Source organism: Arthrobacter sp. NPDC056493, from assembly GCF_042795115.1.
GTDB lineage: Bacteria > Actinomycetota > Actinomycetes > Actinomycetales > Micrococcaceae > Arthrobacter.
Genome location: NZ_JBHTSL010000086.1, coordinates 1 through 17,892, shown reverse-complemented (window position 1 = coordinate 17,892; position 17,892 = coordinate 1). Strand labels below are relative to the sequence as shown.

Annotated in this window: 15 protein-coding genes and 1 rRNA gene; 3 read left to right on the top strand and 13 right to left on the bottom strand. The window is 66.9% G+C overall.

Annotation, left to right across the window (positions count from 1 at the left end; translation table 11 throughout):
* Positions 1–44: 44 nt before the first annotated feature.
* From ACFQ50_RS23115 to ACFQ50_RS23060, 12 genes are all read right to left on the bottom strand, one after another.
* Positions 45–1,562 carry a hypothetical protein gene (locus ACFQ50_RS23115; RefSeq protein WP_377997942.1) on the bottom strand — a complete coding sequence of 506 codons (1,518 nt, stop codon included), beginning with the start codon at positions 1,560–1,562 and terminating at the stop codon, positions 45–47.
* A gap of 1 nt (position 1,563) precedes the next feature.
* Positions 1,564–2,088 (bottom strand): RNA polymerase sigma factor, encoded by a 525-nt coding sequence (locus ACFQ50_RS23110; RefSeq protein WP_377997941.1) that lies wholly within the window; start codon positions 2,086–2,088, stop codon positions 1,564–1,566.
* Positions 2,089–2,160: 72 nt separating this feature from the next.
* A complete protein-coding gene (locus ACFQ50_RS23105; RefSeq protein ID WP_377997940.1) occupies positions 2,161–2,652 on the bottom strand; it encodes an 8-oxo-dGTP diphosphatase in 492 nt (163 codons plus the stop codon).
* A gap of 72 nt (positions 2,653–2,724) precedes the next feature.
* On the bottom strand, positions 2,725–3,753 hold the full coding sequence (gene xerD / locus ACFQ50_RS23100) for a site-specific tyrosine recombinase XerD (protein WP_377997939.1): 1,029 nt from the start codon (positions 3,751–3,753) through the stop codon (positions 2,725–2,727).
* Entirely contained in the window at positions 3,753–4,415 is a 663-nt protein-coding gene (locus ACFQ50_RS23095) for an NUDIX domain-containing protein (RefSeq protein WP_377997938.1), read from the bottom strand. Before ACFQ50_RS23095 ends, xerD begins: the two co-directional genes overlap by 1 nt.
* Before the next feature lie 47 nt (positions 4,416–4,462).
* Positions 4,463–6,220 (bottom strand): CTP synthase, encoded by a 1,758-nt coding sequence (locus ACFQ50_RS23090; protein WP_377997937.1) that lies wholly within the window; start codon positions 6,218–6,220, stop codon positions 4,463–4,465.
* Positions 6,221–6,350: 130 nt separating this feature from the next.
* The gene (recN, locus tag ACFQ50_RS23085) at positions 6,351–8,090 is read right to left on the bottom strand and encodes a DNA repair protein RecN (RefSeq protein ID WP_377997936.1); all 1,740 of its coding nucleotides are present in this window, start codon (positions 8,088–8,090) and stop codon (positions 6,351–6,353) included.
* Positions 8,091–8,093: 3 nt separating this feature from the next.
* Positions 8,094–9,119, bottom strand: coding sequence for an NAD kinase (locus tag ACFQ50_RS23080; RefSeq protein ID WP_377997935.1), 1,026 nt, complete (start codon positions 9,117–9,119; stop codon positions 8,094–8,096).
* Between the two features lie 13 nt (positions 9,120–9,132).
* Positions 9,133–9,945: a TlyA family RNA methyltransferase gene (locus ACFQ50_RS23075; protein WP_377997934.1), complete on the bottom strand. Its 813-nt coding sequence runs from the start codon at positions 9,943–9,945 to the stop codon at positions 9,133–9,135.
* Positions 9,946–9,947: 2 nt separating this feature from the next.
* Positions 9,948–10,253, bottom strand: coding sequence for a hypothetical protein (locus ACFQ50_RS23070; RefSeq protein WP_377997933.1), 306 nt, complete (start codon positions 10,251–10,253; stop codon positions 9,948–9,950).
* A gap of 9 nt (positions 10,254–10,262) precedes the next feature.
* Positions 10,263–11,255 carry an HAD-IIA family hydrolase gene (locus tag ACFQ50_RS23065; protein ID WP_377997932.1) on the bottom strand — a complete coding sequence of 331 codons (993 nt, stop codon included), beginning with the start codon at positions 11,253–11,255 and terminating at the stop codon, positions 10,263–10,265.
* Positions 11,256–11,259: 4 nt separating this feature from the next.
* Positions 11,260–12,051: a hypothetical protein gene (locus ACFQ50_RS23060; RefSeq protein WP_377997931.1), complete on the bottom strand. Its 792-nt coding sequence runs from the start codon at positions 12,049–12,051 to the stop codon at positions 11,260–11,262.
* Between ACFQ50_RS23060 and ACFQ50_RS23055 the strand changes: the two genes are divergently transcribed.
* The 3 genes from ACFQ50_RS23055 (at position 12,022) to ACFQ50_RS23045 (ending at position 17,494) form a co-directional block, all read left to right on the top strand.
* Complete coding sequence (locus tag ACFQ50_RS23055) at positions 12,022–13,077, top strand: hypothetical protein (RefSeq protein WP_377997930.1); 1,056 nt, start codon at positions 12,022–12,024, stop codon at positions 13,075–13,077. The two genes, ACFQ50_RS23060 and ACFQ50_RS23055, sit on opposite strands and share 30 nt — an antisense overlap.
* A gap of 308 nt (positions 13,078–13,385) precedes the next feature.
* The gene (locus tag ACFQ50_RS23050) at positions 13,386–15,305 is read left to right on the top strand and encodes a cytochrome c oxidase assembly protein (RefSeq protein WP_377997929.1); all 1,920 of its coding nucleotides are present in this window, start codon (positions 13,386–13,388) and stop codon (positions 15,303–15,305) included.
* Between the two features lie 185 nt (positions 15,306–15,490).
* Entirely contained in the window at positions 15,491–17,494 is a 2,004-nt protein-coding gene (locus ACFQ50_RS23045) for a multicopper oxidase family protein (protein WP_377997928.1), read from the top strand.
* 311 nt (positions 17,495–17,805) lie between these two features.
* On the opposite strand, the gene rrf is transcribed toward ACFQ50_RS23045, so the two are convergent.
* Positions 17,806–17,892, bottom strand: a 5S ribosomal RNA gene (rrf, locus tag ACFQ50_RS23040); the annotation flags it as partial.

Here is a 17,892-nt window from a genome sequence, read left to right as displayed (position 1 = left end):
GGCCGGCCCGGCGTTGTTCATTTCTGTGTCCCTTTGTGGTGGCGTCAGGAGGTGGTCTCCAGGCTCTGGATCATGGCCTTCAGCTTCTTGTACTCCGGCGTCTCAACGTAGGCCTTGGCCTCGGCCATGCTCGTGAAGGTCCGCTCCGCGGTGTCCTGCGCGTCCCCGGCCGTAAAGGACAGGATGCCCGTGGGGGTGCCGGTGACCAACGTGTACATGAGGCAGTTGTCGCTGACGGAGCCACTGTCCTTGTCCACCAACCCGAGCTGGTAGCTGAATCCCTTGCCGAGCGAGGTCTTGTCCATCACCCGGTACGAAAACCGCACCCCGCGCTCCACAGCCCAATCGGCAGTCAGGGAAGACTCGCCGGCATCCAGTTCGGTGATCTTGTACTTTCCAGCCGTGCAGGCGCCGCCGAGGCCGCCCGCAGCACTGTGCTGGAAACTGGCCACGGCCTTGCCGGACTCGTCCGACACTGTGATTCCCGTGCCCGGGTAGTCCGGCGTGCCAACGGAGACATCCTTCGCGGTCCAGCCCGCCGGGAGGACGAGGCTGGCTTTCCCGTCCCCGCTGACGAAGCGCTGGCTGGCGGCCGGTGCCTTGGCCGGCCGCAGCGCCAGGGAAATCAGCATGCGCTTGACGTCCTGGTACTCCCGAGTCCCCATGTACGCCTTCGCCTCGGCAACGGAGTCGAACGCGAGCGGAGCGTCCTTTCCGTTGGCCATGAGCCATGTGGTGTCGCCGAATTGAGTGAAGGGAACGTTGTCCGGGCCGAGGATGCCGTTGTACAAGCCGCACGTCGTGGTTTGCGAAGCCGCGTCGCCGTCAGCAAGCGCCAGGGAACCGTAGACCTTGGAGCCCTCTATGACCCGGAAGACAAAGGCGGACGGGCCGAAGCCGGTTTCCGCGATCTTGGCCGGCTTTTGCAGAATGTCAACGACCACCTTATCGAGGGTCCGGAACGGCTTCGGGTCCGGGCACACCGGACCACCCGCCGCGTCGTAGAGCAGCCGCAGGGTGGACACGGTCTTGCCGGCAGCATTCTTCACTTCGACGACGTTGTAGGCTCCGCCGTCGATGGTTTGCGGCATCTGGGACACGGTCCATCCCAGCGGGTGTTCGAAGGTCGCCTGGCCGGTGGCGTCCGTGAAGGTGGTCCACGTGACTGCTGCCGCAGGAGCGGTTCGTATCGGCGCCGGCGTTGCTGCCGCCGCCGACGTTGCGGACGGCGTCGCCCGCGGAGTTGCTGTGGCCGGCACGGTGGATTCAGCCGGCGACGGCACAACGGTGCCCGCAGGTTCGGGAGCCGATACCAGCGTCCCAAGGTTCGCGGCCACGAGCACACCGGCGGTCACAGCCGCTGCCGCCAGGGTCAGTACACCGGCAACGCGCGCCCGCCGCCGTTTCCGGTCCTCGAACCGGAGCACGTGCGCCGGCAGGCTGTCCGTGAACATCGGTGCTTCGGTGGTCACCCGGCGCAGGGCCGCTTCGGCGTCGGGCACCCCGGCAGGATCGTTGCGGAGCGGGTCTGACCCGGAAATCAGGTTCTTGATCGGATCCATCTCATGCACCCATCTCTTGTGTGAGCGAGTTCTGGCTGCCCGAGCGGGCGGTTACCGGCATTTGCTTTCGGAAGGCGGCCCTGGCACGGTGCAGGCGGACCTTGGCAGCAGCTTCGCTGCACTGCAGAACGCCGGCAATCTCCGCCATGCTCAGCTCGTCCCAGTAGGCCAATTGCAGGATGTCGCGCTCACTGTCACGCAGCGCGGCCATTGCGTCGTGGACCGCCAGGTCCACGGACTCCGCACCGGAGCCGAGCTCGGCGGACGCCCGAAGTTTTGCCTGCAGGGCCACGAGACGGTCACGGCTGCGGTAGGCATTTCCGATCAGGTTCCGCGCCACGGTCAGCAGCCAGGCGATGTCCGGGTGCCGCTGCTCGTTCCATTTTTGCCAGACGACGCGGAACACGTCCGCGGCGAGCTCTTCGGCGAGCTCGGGCGATTCCACCCGCCGCCGCACGTACCTGTAAACCCGCGGATAGCTGTCCCTGTGAACGGCGACGAACGCCAGTTCGCGTTCCGACTCCACGTACCCCCCAACGTAAAAGCAGTGTCCTGACCAGGCAGGCTAACCGTATAGTTTCCGCCAGGGAACGGGCGGTTACACGGCCCGGAAAGAATATTCGGCGGACGCCACCGTCTCGTTGTCCTCGTTCAGGGTGATGACGGCGTCGACCACGTTCCCGGCCAGCGCCAGGGGCAGCCAGTGCTCCGCATCCTGCCACATCCGCTCCAGTGGAAGGGCCGAAACCAGGAACCACTCCGGAATGATCTCGGAGCTCTCCACCGGCTCACCCGCCCACCGGCGGGTGGTGAACAGGCGGGTGGACATGTTCCAGTCCGGCCGGGCGGGGAAAACAAACTCCACCTTTCCCGCGTCGGACAGGTCCTCTTCGAGGACCACGACGCCGGCTTCCTCCAGTACCTCCCGGCACGCCGCCTGGCCATCGGTCTCGCCGGCCTCCACGTGGCCGCCGAGTCCCACGATCTTGCCGGTTCCGAAGCCGGTCCTTTTCAGGCCCAGCAGCACCTCAGGCCCAACCTCCTGGCGTTCCCGAAGCAGGAAGCAGAGGGTGACGGGCACGGAGGTCATGCAGACCAGCCTAGCGTTGCCGGCGCTGTCCGGATGTGTGTCCGAGGCCCGGGATTACCCCGAGGGCCTCGATTACCCCAACGCCCGGGGATGAGCAGCGGCGTAGACTTCCCGCAGCGTGTCGGCGGTGACGAGGGTGTACACCTGCGTGGTGGTCACAGAGGCATGCCCGAGGAGTTCCTGGACCACGCGGACGTCCGCGCCGCCTTCGAGCAAGTGGGTGGCGAAGGAGTGCCGGAGCGTGTGCGGGGAGACGTCCTTGATGATGTTGGCTTTGTCCGCCGCGGCCTTCAGGATGGTCCACGCGCTCTGCCGGCTGATACGCCCGCCCCTGGCGTTGAGGAACAGCGCAGGCGTGCCCTTGCCCTTCCCCGCGAGCTGGGGACGACCCCGGACAAGGTAGCCGTCGAGGGCTCGGGCCGCGAATGAGCCGAGCGGCACGAGACGTTCCTTGGAGCCCTTGCCGAACAGCCGCACGATGGCCGGGCCGGATTCGGCGGCCTGCACCGAGAGATCGTCGACGTCAAGGCCCACGGCTTCACTGATCCGGGCACCGGTGGAGTACAGGAATTCGAGCAGCGCCCGGTCCCGGAGGCCGGTTGGCGTGTCAGTACCGGCGGCTTCAAGGATCCTGGTGACTTCCTCGACGGTGATGGCCTTAGGCAGACGCTTGCCGGGCATTGGCGGGTGGACGTCGCTGGCGGGGTCCGCCGTCGTCGTCCCTTCCAGCGCCCAAAAGCGGTGCAGTCCGCGGACGGCCACCACGGTCCGCGCCGCAGACCGCACTCCCAGCGGAGTGCCGCCGTCGGCGCCGTCGGAAAGCGCCTGGGCGAAGCCGGTCACGTGGTGGCGGGTGATGTCAGCCGGGCTGCTGAGCCCTTGGCCGGCGAGGTAGGTGGAATAGCGGGCGAGGTCGCGGCGGTACGCGGACAGCGTGTTTGCCGCGAGGCCCCGTTCTACGCCCATGTGCTGGAGGTAGTCGGTCACACCGCGGTCAATCGCGGTGCGGGGACGTTCCGGCGGTTTCGATTCGGCGCCGGCTGCCGGCTGGGGTGCCGGCGTGGCCGGAGATTCCTCCTGTGCCGCAGTGTCCGCGGACATCAGCGCTGGCTGGGGTGCGCCGGCCAGGGGGCGTCGCCCGGCCGTAGTCCGCTGAAGCCGTCCGCTTTCGCGGCGGCGGCAGCAAGGATTCCGACGACGGCGGACGGGTTGTGCAGGCGTCCCTCCAGCACCGCCGCAACGGCATCCTCCAGCGGGATCCAGTGCAACTCAATTTCAGCTTCTTCGTCCGTGCGGACGTGCAGTTCGTGATGCGGGACCTCGGTGAGGCCGCGGGCGAGGTAGATGCGGATCGCCTCGCTGGAGGAACCTGGCGAATTGAAGAAGTCCACCAGGACGTTCCACTCGCTGGCGATCAGGTCCGCTTCCTCGGCGAGTTCGCGCCCGGCGCCCACCACGAAATCCTCACCCTCGACGTCGAGCAGGCCTGCGGGAATCTCCCAGAGGTCCATGCCCACCGGGTGGCGGTACTGCTTGATCAGCAGCACCTCGCCGTCGTCGTTCATGGGGAGCACTGCGACGGCACCGGGGTGCTCGATGTAGTCCCGGACGAGGGGGTCGCCCTCGGCAGTGAGCTTGAAGCTGTCGCTGACAACGTCCCAGATCCGGCCGTTGTAGACCCGCTCCCGGGAGAGCAGACGGCGCGGGCTCGGCGCATCCGAAACCTGCCGGCCAGCAGGGGTGTTTTCAGATTTACCGGGCATCGCGCCGTCCTTGCTCTATAGGTGTTGTGAAGTTACTCTGCTGGGTTCTACTCTGCGGCGGCTTCGCCGGTTCCGGCCGCGGCGGGCTCAAAACCGGTTCCGTCGCTGCCGCTCTGGTGGTCCAGGGCGGCCTTCACCAGGCCGGCAAAGAGCGGGTGCGGCCGGGTGGGCCGTGAGCTCAGTTCCGGGTGCGCCTGGGTGGCCACGTAGTAGGGGTGAACCTCGCGGGGCAGCTCCACGTATTCCACCAGCTTGCCGTCCGGGGACGTGCCGGAGAACACCAGGCCCTCGGCAGCAATCTGCTCGCGGTACTTGTTGTTCACCTCGTACCGGTGGCGGTGGCGTTCGCTGACGGTGGTGGTGCCGTAGGTCTCGGCGATGACCGAGCCCTCATCCAGCTTGGCCTCGTACAGGCCAAGGCGCATGGTGCCGCCGAGGTCGCCGCGGCCCTCGACGAATTCCAGCTGCTCTTCCATCGTGGCGATAACCGGGTACTTGGAGTCCGGCTCGAACTCGCTGGAGGAGGCACCCTCCAGGCCGACGACGTTGCGGGCGTACTCGATGACCATGCACTGCAGGCCGAGGCACAGGCCCAGCACCGGCAGCCGCGATTCGCGGGCAAACTTCAGCGCGCCCAGCTTGCCTTCCAGGCCGCGGATACCGAAGCCGCCCGGAACGCAGATGGCGTCCACGCCCTCGAGGGAGCGCACAGCGCCCTCGTGGGTTTCGCATTCGTCCGACGGCACCCAGCGGATCTTGACCTTGGCGTCGTTGGCGAATCCGCCGGCGCGCAGGGCCTCCGTGACGGACAGGTATGCGTCCGGAAGGTCGATGTATTTGCCCACCAGGGCAATCTCGACCTCATGCTTCGGGTTGTGGACGGCTTCGAGGAGCTTGTCCCAGCTGGTCCAGTCGACGTCCTTGAACGGCAGGTCCAGCGCCCGGACGATGTACGAATCCAGGCCCTGCGTGTGCAGGGTCTTGGGGATGTCGTAGATACTGGGGGCGTCGGCGGCGTTGACCACGGCGTCGATGTCGACGTCGCACATGCGGCCGATCTTCTCGCGCATGGCGTCGGGGACTTCGCGGTCCGAACGGATCACGATGGCTTCCGGCTGGATGCCGATGGAGCGGAGGGCGGCCACGGAGTGCTGCGTGGGCTTGGTCTTCAGTTCCTGCGAAGGACCGATGTACGGGACCAGGGAAACATGGAGGAAGAAGACGTTGGTCCGGCCGATGTCCTGGCGGACCTGGCGGGCGGACTCAAGGAAAGGCTGGGACTCGATGTCGCCGACCGTGCCGCCGATCTCCGTGATGATGACGTCCGGCGCGTTCTTGCCCTCGGAGGGCAGCCGCATCCGGCGCTTGATCTCATCGGTGATGTGCGGGATGACCTGAACGGTGTCACCGAGGTACTCGCCGCGGCGTTCCTTGGCGATCACCGTGGAGTACACCTGGCCGGTGGTCACGTTGGCCGAACCCTCGAGGTTTTCGTCGAGGAAGCGCTCGTAGTGTCCGATGTCGAGGTCGGTTTCAGCACCGTCGTCTGTGACGAAAACCTCGCCGTGCTGGAAGGGGTTCATCGTGCCCGGATCCACATTCAGATAGGGATCGAGCTTCTGCATAGTTACTGACAAGCCGCGTGCCCGCAACAGGTGGCCGAGGCTGGAGGCCGTCAGTCCTTTGCCTAGCGAGGACGCCACACCGCCGGTGACGAAGATGTGTTTGGTCGTCTTGGAGGAGCCCGGGAACCGGGAATTTACACGGGAATTTGATCGCTGCACCACGGAATTCGAGCCTATCATCAATTGAGCCTTCCACGGATCGGGTATGCGTCCCCAAAGGCTTCAGTTTTCCCTGTCCACGCCCTGCAAGCAAGAGCCGCGCCGCCGGCAAGAACAGGGCCCAAGGACCGCCGGGTCCCGAGCCAGCAGCTCAGGCCCGCTGCGGCAGGAGCTTGGCGTCGTCCAGAAGCTCCTGGGCGTGCGCCTGCGCGGTTTCGGAGTCCTCCTGGCCTGCCAGCATCCGGGCCAGTTCCCTGACGCGTTCGGCCTCGTCCAGGAGCTGGACGTCGCTGGAGGTGAAGCCCTTGGCGGTGGAGCCGTCAGAGCCCCGCACCGAGGTCTTGGTCACACGGATGTGCTGGTCGGCGAACGCCGCGACCTGCGGCAGGTGCGTCACCACCAGGACCTGCACGTGGCGGGCCAGCATGGCCAGCCGCCGGCCGATCTCCACTGCGGCGCGGCCACCCACGCCGGCGTCGACCTCGTCGAAGACGAACGTAGGCACGGGGTCCACCGCCGCCAGTACCACCTCGATGGCCAGCATGACCCTGGAGAGCTCGCCGCCGGACGCGCCCTTGCCCAGCGGCCGGGCAGGCGCTCCGGAGTGCGGCTGCAGCAGGAAGGAGATCTCGTCTGCGCCGTGGGGTCCCAGCTGGGCCGCCGCCTCGATGGTGATCACCAGGGTGGCATCGGCCATGGCGAGTGCCTTAAGCTCGGCGCTGACCCGGGCGGAGAGGTCCTTGGCGGCTTTGGCGCGGACCTTGCTGATGGCCGCGGCCTGCTTCTTCAACTCGGCAGCGGCCCTGGCCACTTCCGCTTCCAGGTTCTCAATCCGGGTGGAGTCGCCCTGCAGTTCGTCAAAGCGTGCCCGGGCACTCTCCGCCCATTCGAGGACCTCGTCGATGCTCGGCGCATACTTCCGGACCAGCTTGGCCAGGGAGGCGCGGCGCTCTTCGATTTCGGCCAGGCGCTCCGGCCCCTCCGAGTCCAGCCCGGCCTGGTAGCTGGCCAGTTCGGTGGCGATGTCATTGAGCAGGAATCCCACCTCGGCGAGCCGGGAGGCTGCTGATCCGAGTTCCTCATCGTGTTCGGCCACGTGTTCCAGGGTCCGCTTGGCCGCATCCACCAGCGACGTGGCGTCGCCGGCCTCGCCGAAGTCCTCGGCGATGAGTGCCTGGTGCGCGGTGGTGGCGGCGATCCGGAGTTCTTCGACGTTGGCCAGCTTCACGGCCTCGGCCTTCAGGGCCTCGTCCTCCCCCGCCTGCGGGTCCACGGCGTCAATCTCCGCCAGCGCAGCTTCCAGGGACTCGGCCTCGCGAAGCCTTTCGCGCTCCGCACTGCGCAGTGAGTCCAGCTCGGCCTGGCTGGATTTCCAGGAGCTGTAGAGGTCCTGGAATCCGCCGAGCGTCGAGGCCAGCCCGTCCCCGGCGAATTTGTCGAGCGCCTCGCGCTGTGCCGCGGCGCCCTTGAGCCGGATCTGGTCCGTCTGCCCGTGCACCACCACGAGCGACTCGCCGATTTCGGCCAGTACCCCCACGGGCGCGGCGCGGCCGCCGAGGAAGGCCCTGCTGCGTCCGTCGGCACCGAGGCGCCGCGACAGCAGAAGCTCCGCGCCGCCGTCGAACTCCTCAACCTCGGCCCCGGCATCCCTTGCGCGTTCCAGGGCGAGGTGGCCGGATTGCAGGTGGACCACCGCTTCGGCAGAGGCGCTCTTCGCGCCGCTGCGCACAGCGCCGGCGTCCGACCGGGCTCCCAGCAGCAGCCCGACGGCGGTGACCACCATGGTCTTGCCGGCACCGGTCTCGCCGGTAACCACGCTGAGCCCGGGGCCCAGCGGCAGCGTGGCATCGGTGATGACGCCGAGATCGCGGATTCTCAGTTCTTCAAGCATGGTTCACTTTTCAGTCGGAGGATCGGATTCTGAACCGGGTTCGTAAGGCCGAAGGCCCGAGGGCGGCGCCATGGTCCGGGGCGTGCGCACGATGGGCACCGGACCGGTATGGACCTGCTCGGACTGCGGCACGGGGCCGCGCCAGCCATGGATGGGCAGCTCGAACTTGCGGACCAGCCGGGCCGAGAACGGGGTCTGGTGCGTGCGGGCCAGGCGGACAGGCGTGGTGGACCTGGTGACCTCCACGCGGGCGCCGGGAGGCAGGTCCACGGAACGCCTGCCGTCGCACCACAGCACGCCCAGGGCGTCCGTCCGGTTAAGGACCTCCACAGCCAGCCGGGACCGCGGCGAGACCACCAGAGGCTTGGCGAACAGGGCGTGCGCGCTGATGGGGACAATGAGAAGGGCTTCCACCTCCGGCCACACAACAGGGCCGCCGGCAGAGAAGGCGTAGGCGGTGGATCCGGTGGGCGTCGCGAGCACCACGCCGTCGCAGCCGAAGGAGGTCAGCGGGCGCTCGTCCACCTCGGTGACCAGTTCCAGCATGCGCTCCCGGTCGCCTTTTTCGATGGCGGCCTCGTTCAGGGCCCAGGTGTGCCAGATCTTCTGGCCTCGGACCCAGACCTGGACGTCAATGGTCATGCGCTCTTCCACCGTGTACTCACGGCTGGCGATCCATTCGACCGTCTGGGCGAGGTCCGCACGCTCGCTCTCGGCGAGGAAACCGACGTGGCCCAGGTTCACGCCCAGCAGCGGCACGTCCACTTCGCGGACCAGTTCGGCCGCCCGCAGGATGGTGCCGTCCCCGCCCAGCACCATGACCAGTTCCACGTCCGGAAGCTGGATATGGTCGTGGAGGATTTCGACCGGTTGGTCCATGGCGCCGAAGAAGCTTTCCATGTCGCCCAGTTCGGACTTCTGCATGACGGGGATGATGCCGGAGGCATGGAGCTGGGCGCACGCCTCCCAGGCCGCCTTTAGGGATTCCTCGCGGCCGGTATGGGCAAGTACCAGTACACGCCTGCTCATCGGGTTCCGCTCTCTAGTGGTTCGGCCAGATCTTTCCCAGCAACGCAGCGACGGCTGCGTCCCGCTCTTCGATCTTAGGCAAGTCTTCGGACATTCTTTGCGTTATCCACAGGAAGTATTCGACATTTCCGTCCTGGCCCGGCAACGGGCTGGTGGCCAGCCCCCGCAGTTCCAGGCCGGCGTCGAGCGCCGCCCCCGCCACTTTACCGACAGCCAGGCGCCGTTCGCGCTCCGACGTGACCACCCCCGTGCGGGCCAGCCGCTCCTTGCCGATCTCGAACTGCGGCTTGACCATGAGGACCAGGTCGCCTCCGGGGGCGGTGCAGGCAGCCAGCGGGGCGAGCACCAGCGTCAGGGAGATGAAGGACAGGTCGGCAACCGTGAGCTCTGCCGGGCCGCCGATCTGTTCGTGGTCCACGTAGCGGACGTTCAGCCCCTCGTGCACGCTCACGCGCGGATCGCTGCGGAGCTGCGGCACCAGCTGGCCGTGCCCGACGTCGACCGCCACCACGTGCGCGGCGCCCCGCCGCAGCAGGACATCGGTGAAGCCGCCCGTGGAGGCTCCGGCGTCAAGGCACCGTTTTCCGCCGACGGCGACCTCGGGGAAGGCGTCCAGCGCGCCGGCCAGCTTGTGGCCGGCGCGGCTGACGTACGCGTCCGCCGCGTCTTCCGTCACGCTCAGTTCACGGTCGTCGCCCACCTGCAGCGACGCCTTGGCGAGGACGTCGCCTTCGGATGACACCTTGCCGTCGGCGATGAGCCGGGCGGCATGAGTGCGGGACCGCGCCAGTCCCCTGCTGACGAGCAGTTGGTCGAGTCTGGGCATGGTCAGGCAGCACCCGGACCGTGCTGCGGCTCTTCGTTGAGGGCTTCCAGCAGGGCGTCGTGCATGGCTGCATAGGCGGCCGGGTGCTCCGAAACGGGGAGCCCGGGGATCTCGCGGACACGGTCCAGGACGGCCAGTACCGCCGGGTCAGCGACGCCGGCCTCCGAAGCGGGGCTGCCGGGGACTGTCAGCTCCGGCCAGGCGGCGTCTGACAGTGCGGCGTCCACTGCGGAGTCCGGCGCTGCGGAGTCCGGCGCTGCACCGCCCGGCAGGGCATCGTACGACGCGTCGTTGTTCAACTCGGGCATGGCACCAGTCTATTGATCCAGCCACTCGAGTTCGGGAGCCGTGGGGACTTCGGCATCGGGCCGGGCCGCCCACCACGCGGCACACGCCGCGCGCCACGAATCAAGGTCATCGGTCGGTCCTGCAATGCGGATGGCGTCACCGGCGACGGTTGCCGTGGCGTTCCCGCAACGGAACGTCCCGCCGTCGTTATCAATTTCCGGATATGCCTCGTAGAGGCCAGCCAGGTCCTGGATGATGTAGCGGGGCCGCTCCTCGGTCCGGGCCGCCAGCATGGTTTCCAGGGTGTCGATGCCGGTCAGCACGGCCACGGTGGCGAAGCCGGCCCGGTTGCCACCCAGGATGTCGGTGTCCAGGCGGTCGCCCACAACCAGCGGCCGGTCCGAGGAAAGCCGCTTGGCCGCGGCGTGGAACAGCGGGGCCTCCGGCTTCCCGGCGACCAGGGGCTGCCGGCCCGTTGCGGCCGCCACTGCGGCCACGAGGGACCCGTTTCCGGGCGCGGTCCCCCGGGTCTGCGGGAGAGTCATGTCGGTGTTCGTCGCAACCCACAGCACGTCACCGTCCGCCAGGACGAAAGACGCTTCGGCGAGGTCCTTCCAGCCGATTGCAGGGTTGAAGCCCTGCACGACCGCCACCGGATTCTCCTCGGCGCTGTGCACCGGGTTCAGGCCAACAAGCTCAACCTCGTGGGCCAGCGCCGGGCTTCCGGTGATCAGGACGGCGGAGCCCGGGGGAAGCAGAGACCCCAACAGGTCGGCCCCGGCCTGGGAGGAGCTCACCACCTGGTGGTCCTCGGCGGGGGCGCCAAGCTCGCGCAGGTGGGCTGCGACCTGCGCCGGGGTACGGGAAGCGTTATTGGTCACGTAACCGAGGCCGACGCCGATCCCGGCCAGCTGCTGCAGTGATTCCACAGCTCCGGGGATGGCGTGGGGACCCCTGTACACCACTCCGTCCAGGTCAGCCAGCAGGGCGTCGAACCGCGAAATCAGTTGGGCGTCACTCATGTGATTAGTCCTCCGAGCCGTTCTGGCGGCGGTCAGCATCCTGCTCGTCAGTGTGCCCGGCTTCAACTTCGCCGTCAGCGTCCTCATCCGGCTCAGCGGAGTCCTGGTCAGACTCGGCGTCATCGGATTCGAAGTAGTCCGCTTCTGCGTCGTCCAGGTTTTCTTCCGCCAGGTTTTCTGCAGCGAGGTCCGCTGAAGGCCGCTGCGCGGCAGCTTCCTCCTCCGTGCTGATGCCCGGGGCGGACTGTTCGGAAGACTCGCTGCCTTCCTGCGCTGCCGTGCCTGTTGCCTGCGCAATGCGCTGCCGGCGTTCGGCTTCTTCCCGGGCTTCCTCTTCCTCGTCCCAGCCGAGGTCGATGATGTCGGGTTCCTCAGCCATGCCCAGGCCCAGGGCTTCTTCGGCTACGACGGCCTGGCGCTGCCACTTCCCGGCCTCGGTTTCGCGGCCGGCGGCGGTCAGGGCCTCAGCATAGGCGCGGAACAGGCGCGGGCTGTAGGAAAAGGCACGGTTGATGTCCAGCTGCGGGATCTCCAGCTCCGCCACGGCGGCGTCCAGCTGGCCAAGGTCGGCGCGGGCACCGGAGGCGACAATTGCCAACTCCACCTTGCCGGGTGCGTCGAGGTCCTGTGCCTCCTCGGAGCGGACAACGTCCAGGGCGCGGTCGGGCCGGCCCAGGCCGCGTTCGCAGTCGGCCATCACTGGCAGGTGGACGTTGGAACCGCTGATCCGCCTGTAGGTGCGGAACTCGCGCAGGGCCTCGCCGTAGTGGCCGGCAGCATAAGCCGTGAGGCCCACGGCCTCTCGGACAGCGGCAAGGCGTCCGCCGCGGCGGCTGGCGGCAAGGGCGTGCTGGAACGCCAGTTCAGGTTCCTCGTCGATGAGCCGTCCGGCCATCACGAGGTGGCGGGCAACCCATTCCGCGCTGTTGGATTCCAGGGTCTTGATCTGGTGTTGCGTGGCGCGGTCGAGTTCCTTGCCCGTGACGTCCTCGTCGATTTCGGGCGAACGCTCACGGTCCGGGCGGTTCGCGCTGCGGAGGTCGCGGGCGTTAGGAACGCGGACGGGCCGGTCCTCAGCCCTGTCGCGGCCGAACTGGCGGGGGCCGGAGTCGCCGCGGTCAAAGTTTCGGGGTCCTCGGTCCTGCCGCTCACCGCGGTCCTGCCAACCGGCACGGTCCTCGCGGGGTGCCCGGTCCTGCCGGTCACCGAAAGGCCTGCGGTTGTCTCCGCCACCAAAGGTGCGGCGGTCGCCGTCGCCCTCGCGACGCGGACGGTCACCAAACGGCTTACGGTCACGATCACCAAACGGCTTCCGCTCACCACCACCAAAACCGCGGCGATCACCCTCGCCCTCACGACGCGGACGGTCACCAAACGGCTTACGGTCACGATCACCAAACGGCTTACGCTCACCACCACCAAAACCGCGGCGATCACCCTCGCCCTCACGACGCGGACGGTCACCAAACGCGCGGCGGTCGCCTTCGCCAAAGCTGCGACGCTCACCCTCGCCTTCACGGCGCGGGCGGTCACCAAACGGCTTACGGTCACGATCACCAAACGGCTTACGCTCACCACCACCAAAACCGCGGCGATCACCCCCACCCTCACCGCGCGGACGATCACCAAACGGCTTACGGTCAGGGTCACCGCCGGAACCGCGGCCATCACGGGCGCGGAAGCCCCGCGGATCCCCGCCGGAATTATTGGTCCCCCTAAAAGGGCCCCCCTGCCGTCCCCGGTTGCTTCCCGAGTCCCCCCGGTCATTTCCGCCGCGGTAACCGCCGCCCTTGTGCTCAGCCATGGTGGATTCCTCCTGTAGTGAGCCGACCACTGGCGCGATGTGCAGCCGCTCTTGTCCGTGTTTGGTTGTCCTGCGCGACCCGTGGTGAAGCGTCCGGTGTCCGCATATCTCTGACAATTCTAGGCGAGAGCCGGTGCCAGCCACTAACGGCGGGGGCCTTACACGGGCCGGGGTGTGCATCCTCACAGCGGCGAGGGCCATTCATTCTGCTGTGGGCCGGGTCGGCGATTCGTGCTTCCGGGCGCCGGGGAGAGCACAGCACCCCACAGGAAAAATCCAAGGAGGCGTGGCAAGACTGGCCCCACAGCATCCGCCGAGGGGGGACCATGAAGAATTCACGGACGAAGCCGGTGGCCGCGGCTGCCATGATCCTGGGTTGCGGGCTACTGGCACTGTTCCTTGCCTACTCGACCGAGGCCGGCAAGGAAGCAGCATTCCTCGACAGGACCGGGGCAGCGGTCATCTGGGGGCTCCCGGTTGCCAAACTTGCTTTCAACGTCGCGGCCGCCGGAACAGTCGGGCCGCTTATCCTCACGCTCTTTGCCCTCCCCCCGAAAGGCAAGGCGTACTCGAAGGCGCTGGTCCTAGCCGGTATTTCCGCGGTGCTCTGGACGGCCGCAGCAGCCGCGATCAGCGTACTCACCTTCCACTCGCTGGCTAACCTGCCACTGTTTTCGGAAGGATCCGGGGCCATCTTCGTCAGTTTCCTGACGGACGTTGATGCTGGCCGCAGAAGCGCCCTGACGGTAGTGATTACGGCAACAGCAGCGCTCCTGTGTTTCGGAGTTCAGAGCCAACGGGCTGTTGCCGTGACGGCTGTGTTGGCTTCCACGGGGCTGATACCACTGGCCCTGAACTCCCATGCTGCAGGCGGTGCCAGCCACGCTGACAGTACGGTTTCGGTGGTCATGCACATGGGCGCCGCGGCCATCTGGATCGGCGGCCTGGCAACGCTCGTCCTGCTGCGGCGCACGCTGGGAACGGAGTTGCCGGCCGCGGTCCGGCGTTACTCGACGTTGGCGCTGCTGTCCTTCCTTGCCCTGGCAATCTCGGGCGTGGCAGCTGGGGTGACAAGCATCGGCTCGCTTGAAGGGCTGGCTTCGCAGTACGGCCTGATCCTCCTGGCGAAGACCGCGGCTCTGGGCGTTCTGGGCCTGTTCGGGGCGTTGCACCGAAAGTGGATCCTCACGAAGCTGGATTCGGCCCTGGGCAAGGCACGGACCACGTTCGCGGCTTTGGCTGTGGCCGAGCTTGCCGTCATGGCAGCCGCATCAGGACTGGCGGCTGCCCTGGCGCGCACCCCACCGCCAACGGCCTCGCAGGCCGCGCCCGCCCCCGTTTCCCTGCGTCTTCCGGGCGTTGTGGATGTGTTCAGCAGCTGGAAGCCCGACGCCCTGTGGATCTTCCTCTGCGCCGTCGCCGTGTTCCTGTATGCAGCCGGGATGCGGCGTGTTCGGGACCGGGGCGGGCACTGGCCTGCCTACCGCGCCGTCCTCTGGTTCACCGGAGTCGCGCTGTTGTTCCTGGTCACCAACGGAGGGCTTCGCTTCTACCAGGAGTACCTGATCAGCGCGCACGTCACGACGCAGATGCTACTAATGGCCGCCGTTCCGCTCCTGCTTGTACCGGGTGCCCCCCTGACATTGGCCAGGCACGCCGCGGCACCCAGGCAGGACGGGTCCATAGGCGGTGCCGAAGCTCTCACCTTGACATTGCATCCTGTTCTGAGTGCCACGTCAGCGCCCTTTACGGCGGCCGCCGGCCTGGCCGCAGTGCTGGCTGCCCTGTACTACACGCCTTTGCTCGAGTACTCGTCTCGCACCCAGTTCGGATACCAGGCCATGGCCCTGTTGGCCTTGCTCTCCGGCTGCCTGTTTGCTGCTTCCCTTGCCCGTGCCACGGACCGCGGGCCCGGATCATCAGTGGCCGCCAGGCTGATGTCCCTGGGAGCTGTGGCAATGCTCTACGCGATGCACGGCTGGGCCCTCGCCCAACAGACAGACCAGCTGCCGGATTCGCGACGGCAGGAATGGCTGATCAGTGTGGGCCAGCCCTGGGACCGGCCGTTTCTGTCGGTCGTGGAGCCGGCGGGCATGGCCATGTGGGTCATAGCCGCCGGGACGCTTGCCGTGGCGGCAGCGGCTGTACTGTACCGGGCCCGCCGGCGCCCCGCCGCGGGTACGGGGAAGCGGGTCCGCTCCGCTCCTGAGCAGGCCCAAGACCTTGTGATGTCCTCAGAGTCCTGATGGGCGCCTCCCCAAGCGGGCGTCCCGTGGGCGGCCCCCACCCAAAGAAGGCCGCCGCCGGCCCTGTCTCACTCAAGGTTTCCGCAGGGTAGGTATTACACCCTCAACTAAATCAAATGGACTTTCTAGCGACGTCGGAGGTAGTCGTGTCAGTTACTCGCCGTCAGGCACTGCAAATAGGTGGAGTGGGGATCATCGGTGCCTTTGGGCTGGCTGTACCCCTGACGTCCGTCAACGCCAAGTCGGCAAGCCAGCTGGCGTCCCGCAACATGCCAAAGCCCTACCAGCGGGCTCTTCCCATTCCAGAGGTACTCAAGCCCAAGAGCACGGTTGTGGACCCCGACGGTCACAAGCGGCACCTGTACAAGATCGAGCAGAAAGCCGCCCTGGCGAACATCGTGCCTGGCCTCAGCACTCCCATCCTCGGCTACAACGGGACATTTCCGGGCCCGACCATCAAAGTGAATCAGGGCGAACGCATCACATTGGAGATGGACAACGTCCTGCCACTGTTCCATCCGCAGTGGGGATACCGGCTTGACACCTCAACCCACCTGCACGGGTCTGCGTCGCTGCCGCAGTTCGACGGCTACGCCAACGACCTCACAGGCCGGGACTACTGCAAGGACTACGAATACCCCAACTTCCAGCCGGCGCGGACCCTCTGGTACCACGACCACGCGGTGCACAATACGGGCCAGAGCGTCTACTCCGGCCTGGCCGCGCAGTACCACCTGCACGACGATGTGGAAGGCAACATTCTTCCGCAGGGAAAGTTCGACGTGCCGCTCACTGTTTCCGACGCCATGTTCGCAGCCAACGGCTCCCTCGGCTACAACGACAACACCCACTCCGGCCTATGGGGTGACGTCATCCTTGTCAACGGAGCGCCCTGGCCGGTGATGAAGGTCCAGCGACGGGTCTACCGCTTCCGCATACTCAATGCATCCATTGCGCGCTCCTACCGCTTCTCGCTGAGCACAGGCGACGCCATGACCATCGTCGCAACGGACGGCGGCCTGATGCCGGCCGCCCAGCAGGTGACATCCTGGCGGCACGGCGGCGCCGAGCGCTACGAGGTCCTTATCGACTTTTCGAAGTATCCAGTCGGCAAGCGGGTGGAACTGCGCAACCTGTCCAACAAGAACAATGTGGACTACGACTTCACCAGCAAAATCATGGCCTTCGACGTAACGGACGAGCCGGTCGACACGTCCGGACCCGGCGCCAGGGTGCTGCCGACTCTCCTCGCCCCGAGCACCGCCATGAGCCTCAAGACTTCGGACTCTGTAAAAACCCGGCGCATGCGGGTGAAGCGGGACAACGGCATGTGGACCATCGGCGGCATGACGTGGGACGAGGTGGTGGAGAGTGGCTACAGGAAGGTTCTCGCCGATCCCGATCTCGACGATGTGGAAATCTGGGAAATAGAAAACAGCTCAGGAGGATGGTTCCACCCGGTCCACATCCATCTGGTGGACTTCCAGGTCGTCAGCCGCAACGGGCAGGCACCCTTCGCCCACGAGCGGGGGCCGAAGGACGTGGTCTACGTGGGTGAAGGGGAAACAGTCCGGCTGCTCATGAAGTTTGAGCACAACCGCGGCAGGTACATGATCCACTGCCACAACCTGCCCCATGAGGACCATGACATGATGGCCCAGTTCAGCGTCGGCATCGACACGAACAACGCAGATCCCAATCATCCCGTCGAGGCTGTAAGGCCGCATCCGATCAATCAGTCTGCACCGGCCCCATTAGCAGCAACCCCGGGGACGGCGGAAGTGCCGGCGCCACTCACCACCCAGCCCGCAGAGGTGACTGCACCCGTAACGACCACTCCGGCCACGTCACCGGTCGCATCACCACCGGCGCCCGTCCCATCTCCGGCTACGGCCCCGGTGGGACAGAAGGACGTCGTGACCATCACCGCCGCCCGGCACCGGCTGACCAAGGACATGGCTTTCGCCGGAACCTCCAAGTTTACGGGCTCGACGGCGGCCACCTCAGCCACCGTCGTGCTGTACGACGTCACGCCGGGGCGTGCCGCCACCCGCCTGGGCACCGTGAAGGCGAACGCCCTGGGAGCCTGGACACTGACGGTCAAGCCCGGACCAACGAAGCAGGTCACCGCCGTCAAGGCCGAATCGAGCGTCGGCGGGACTGCGACAACCAGCGTGCGGACCAGTTGACCAGGCCCGTCCGACCCACCTGGGAGAAGGCAGTTAGGCGGCTCCGGCCCCGGCGTACACGCCGGGGCTCGTGAAAACGTGCAGGATCTGCGGAAGGGTTTGGGGAAACGCTGCGGGATGTGAGTGCGCGTCTGGGGGAAACCTGCGAAAGCTGCGGGAGGGTTTGGGGAAACGCTGCAGGATGTGATGGAGCGTTCGGGGACTGGGCCCGTTGGTGGTGCCTGTCGGGGCCTGGGGTGGAATGCGGCTAAGCCGGTGTTAAATGCGGGAGGACCCCAACCTGGTGGTTGGGGTCCTCGACCTTAATGGTTGTCCGGCGGTGACCTACTCTCCCACACCCTCCCGGGTGCAGTACCATCGGCGCTGTGGGTCTTAGCTTCCGGGTTCGGAATGGGACC

What these genes read in the sequence shown, in the direction of transcription:
- ACFQ50_RS23090 (WP_377997937.1), bottom strand. Translation starts at nt 6,220, where the DNA reads ATGATAGGCTCGAATTCCGTGGTGCAGCGATCAAATTCCCGTGTAAAT.
- ACFQ50_RS23080 (WP_377997935.1), bottom strand. Translation starts at nt 9,119, where the DNA reads ATGAGCAGGCGTGTACTGGTACTTGCCCATACCGGCCGCGAGGAATCC.
- recN (WP_377997936.1), bottom strand. Translation starts at nt 8,090, where the DNA reads ATGCTTGAAGAACTGAGAATCCGCGATCTCGGCGTCATCACCGATGCC.
- ACFQ50_RS23065 (WP_377997932.1), bottom strand. Translation starts at nt 11,255, where the DNA reads ATGAGTGACGCCCAACTGATTTCGCGGTTCGACGCCCTGCTGGCTGAC.
- ACFQ50_RS23105 (WP_377997940.1), bottom strand. Translation starts at nt 2,652, where the DNA reads ATGACCTCCGTGCCCGTCACCCTCTGCTTCCTGCTTCGGGAACGCCAG.
- ACFQ50_RS23115 (WP_377997942.1), bottom strand. Translation starts at nt 1,562, where the DNA reads ATGGATCCGATCAAGAACCTGATTTCCGGGTCAGACCCGCTCCGCAAC.
- xerD (WP_377997939.1), bottom strand. Translation starts at nt 3,753, where the DNA reads ATGTCCGCGGACACTGCGGCACAGGAGGAATCTCCGGCCACGCCGGCA.
- ACFQ50_RS23075 (WP_377997934.1), bottom strand. Translation starts at nt 9,945, where the DNA reads ATGCCCAGACTCGACCAACTGCTCGTCAGCAGGGGACTGGCGCGGTCC.
- ACFQ50_RS23070 (WP_377997933.1), bottom strand. Translation starts at nt 10,253, where the DNA reads ATGCCCGAGTTGAACAACGACGCGTCGTACGATGCCCTGCCGGGCGGT.
- ACFQ50_RS23050 (WP_377997929.1), top strand. Translation starts at nt 13,386, where the DNA reads ATGAAGAATTCACGGACGAAGCCGGTGGCCGCGGCTGCCATGATCCTG.
- ACFQ50_RS23095 (WP_377997938.1), bottom strand. Translation starts at nt 4,415, where the DNA reads ATGCCCGGTAAATCTGAAAACACCCCTGCTGGCCGGCAGGTTTCGGAT.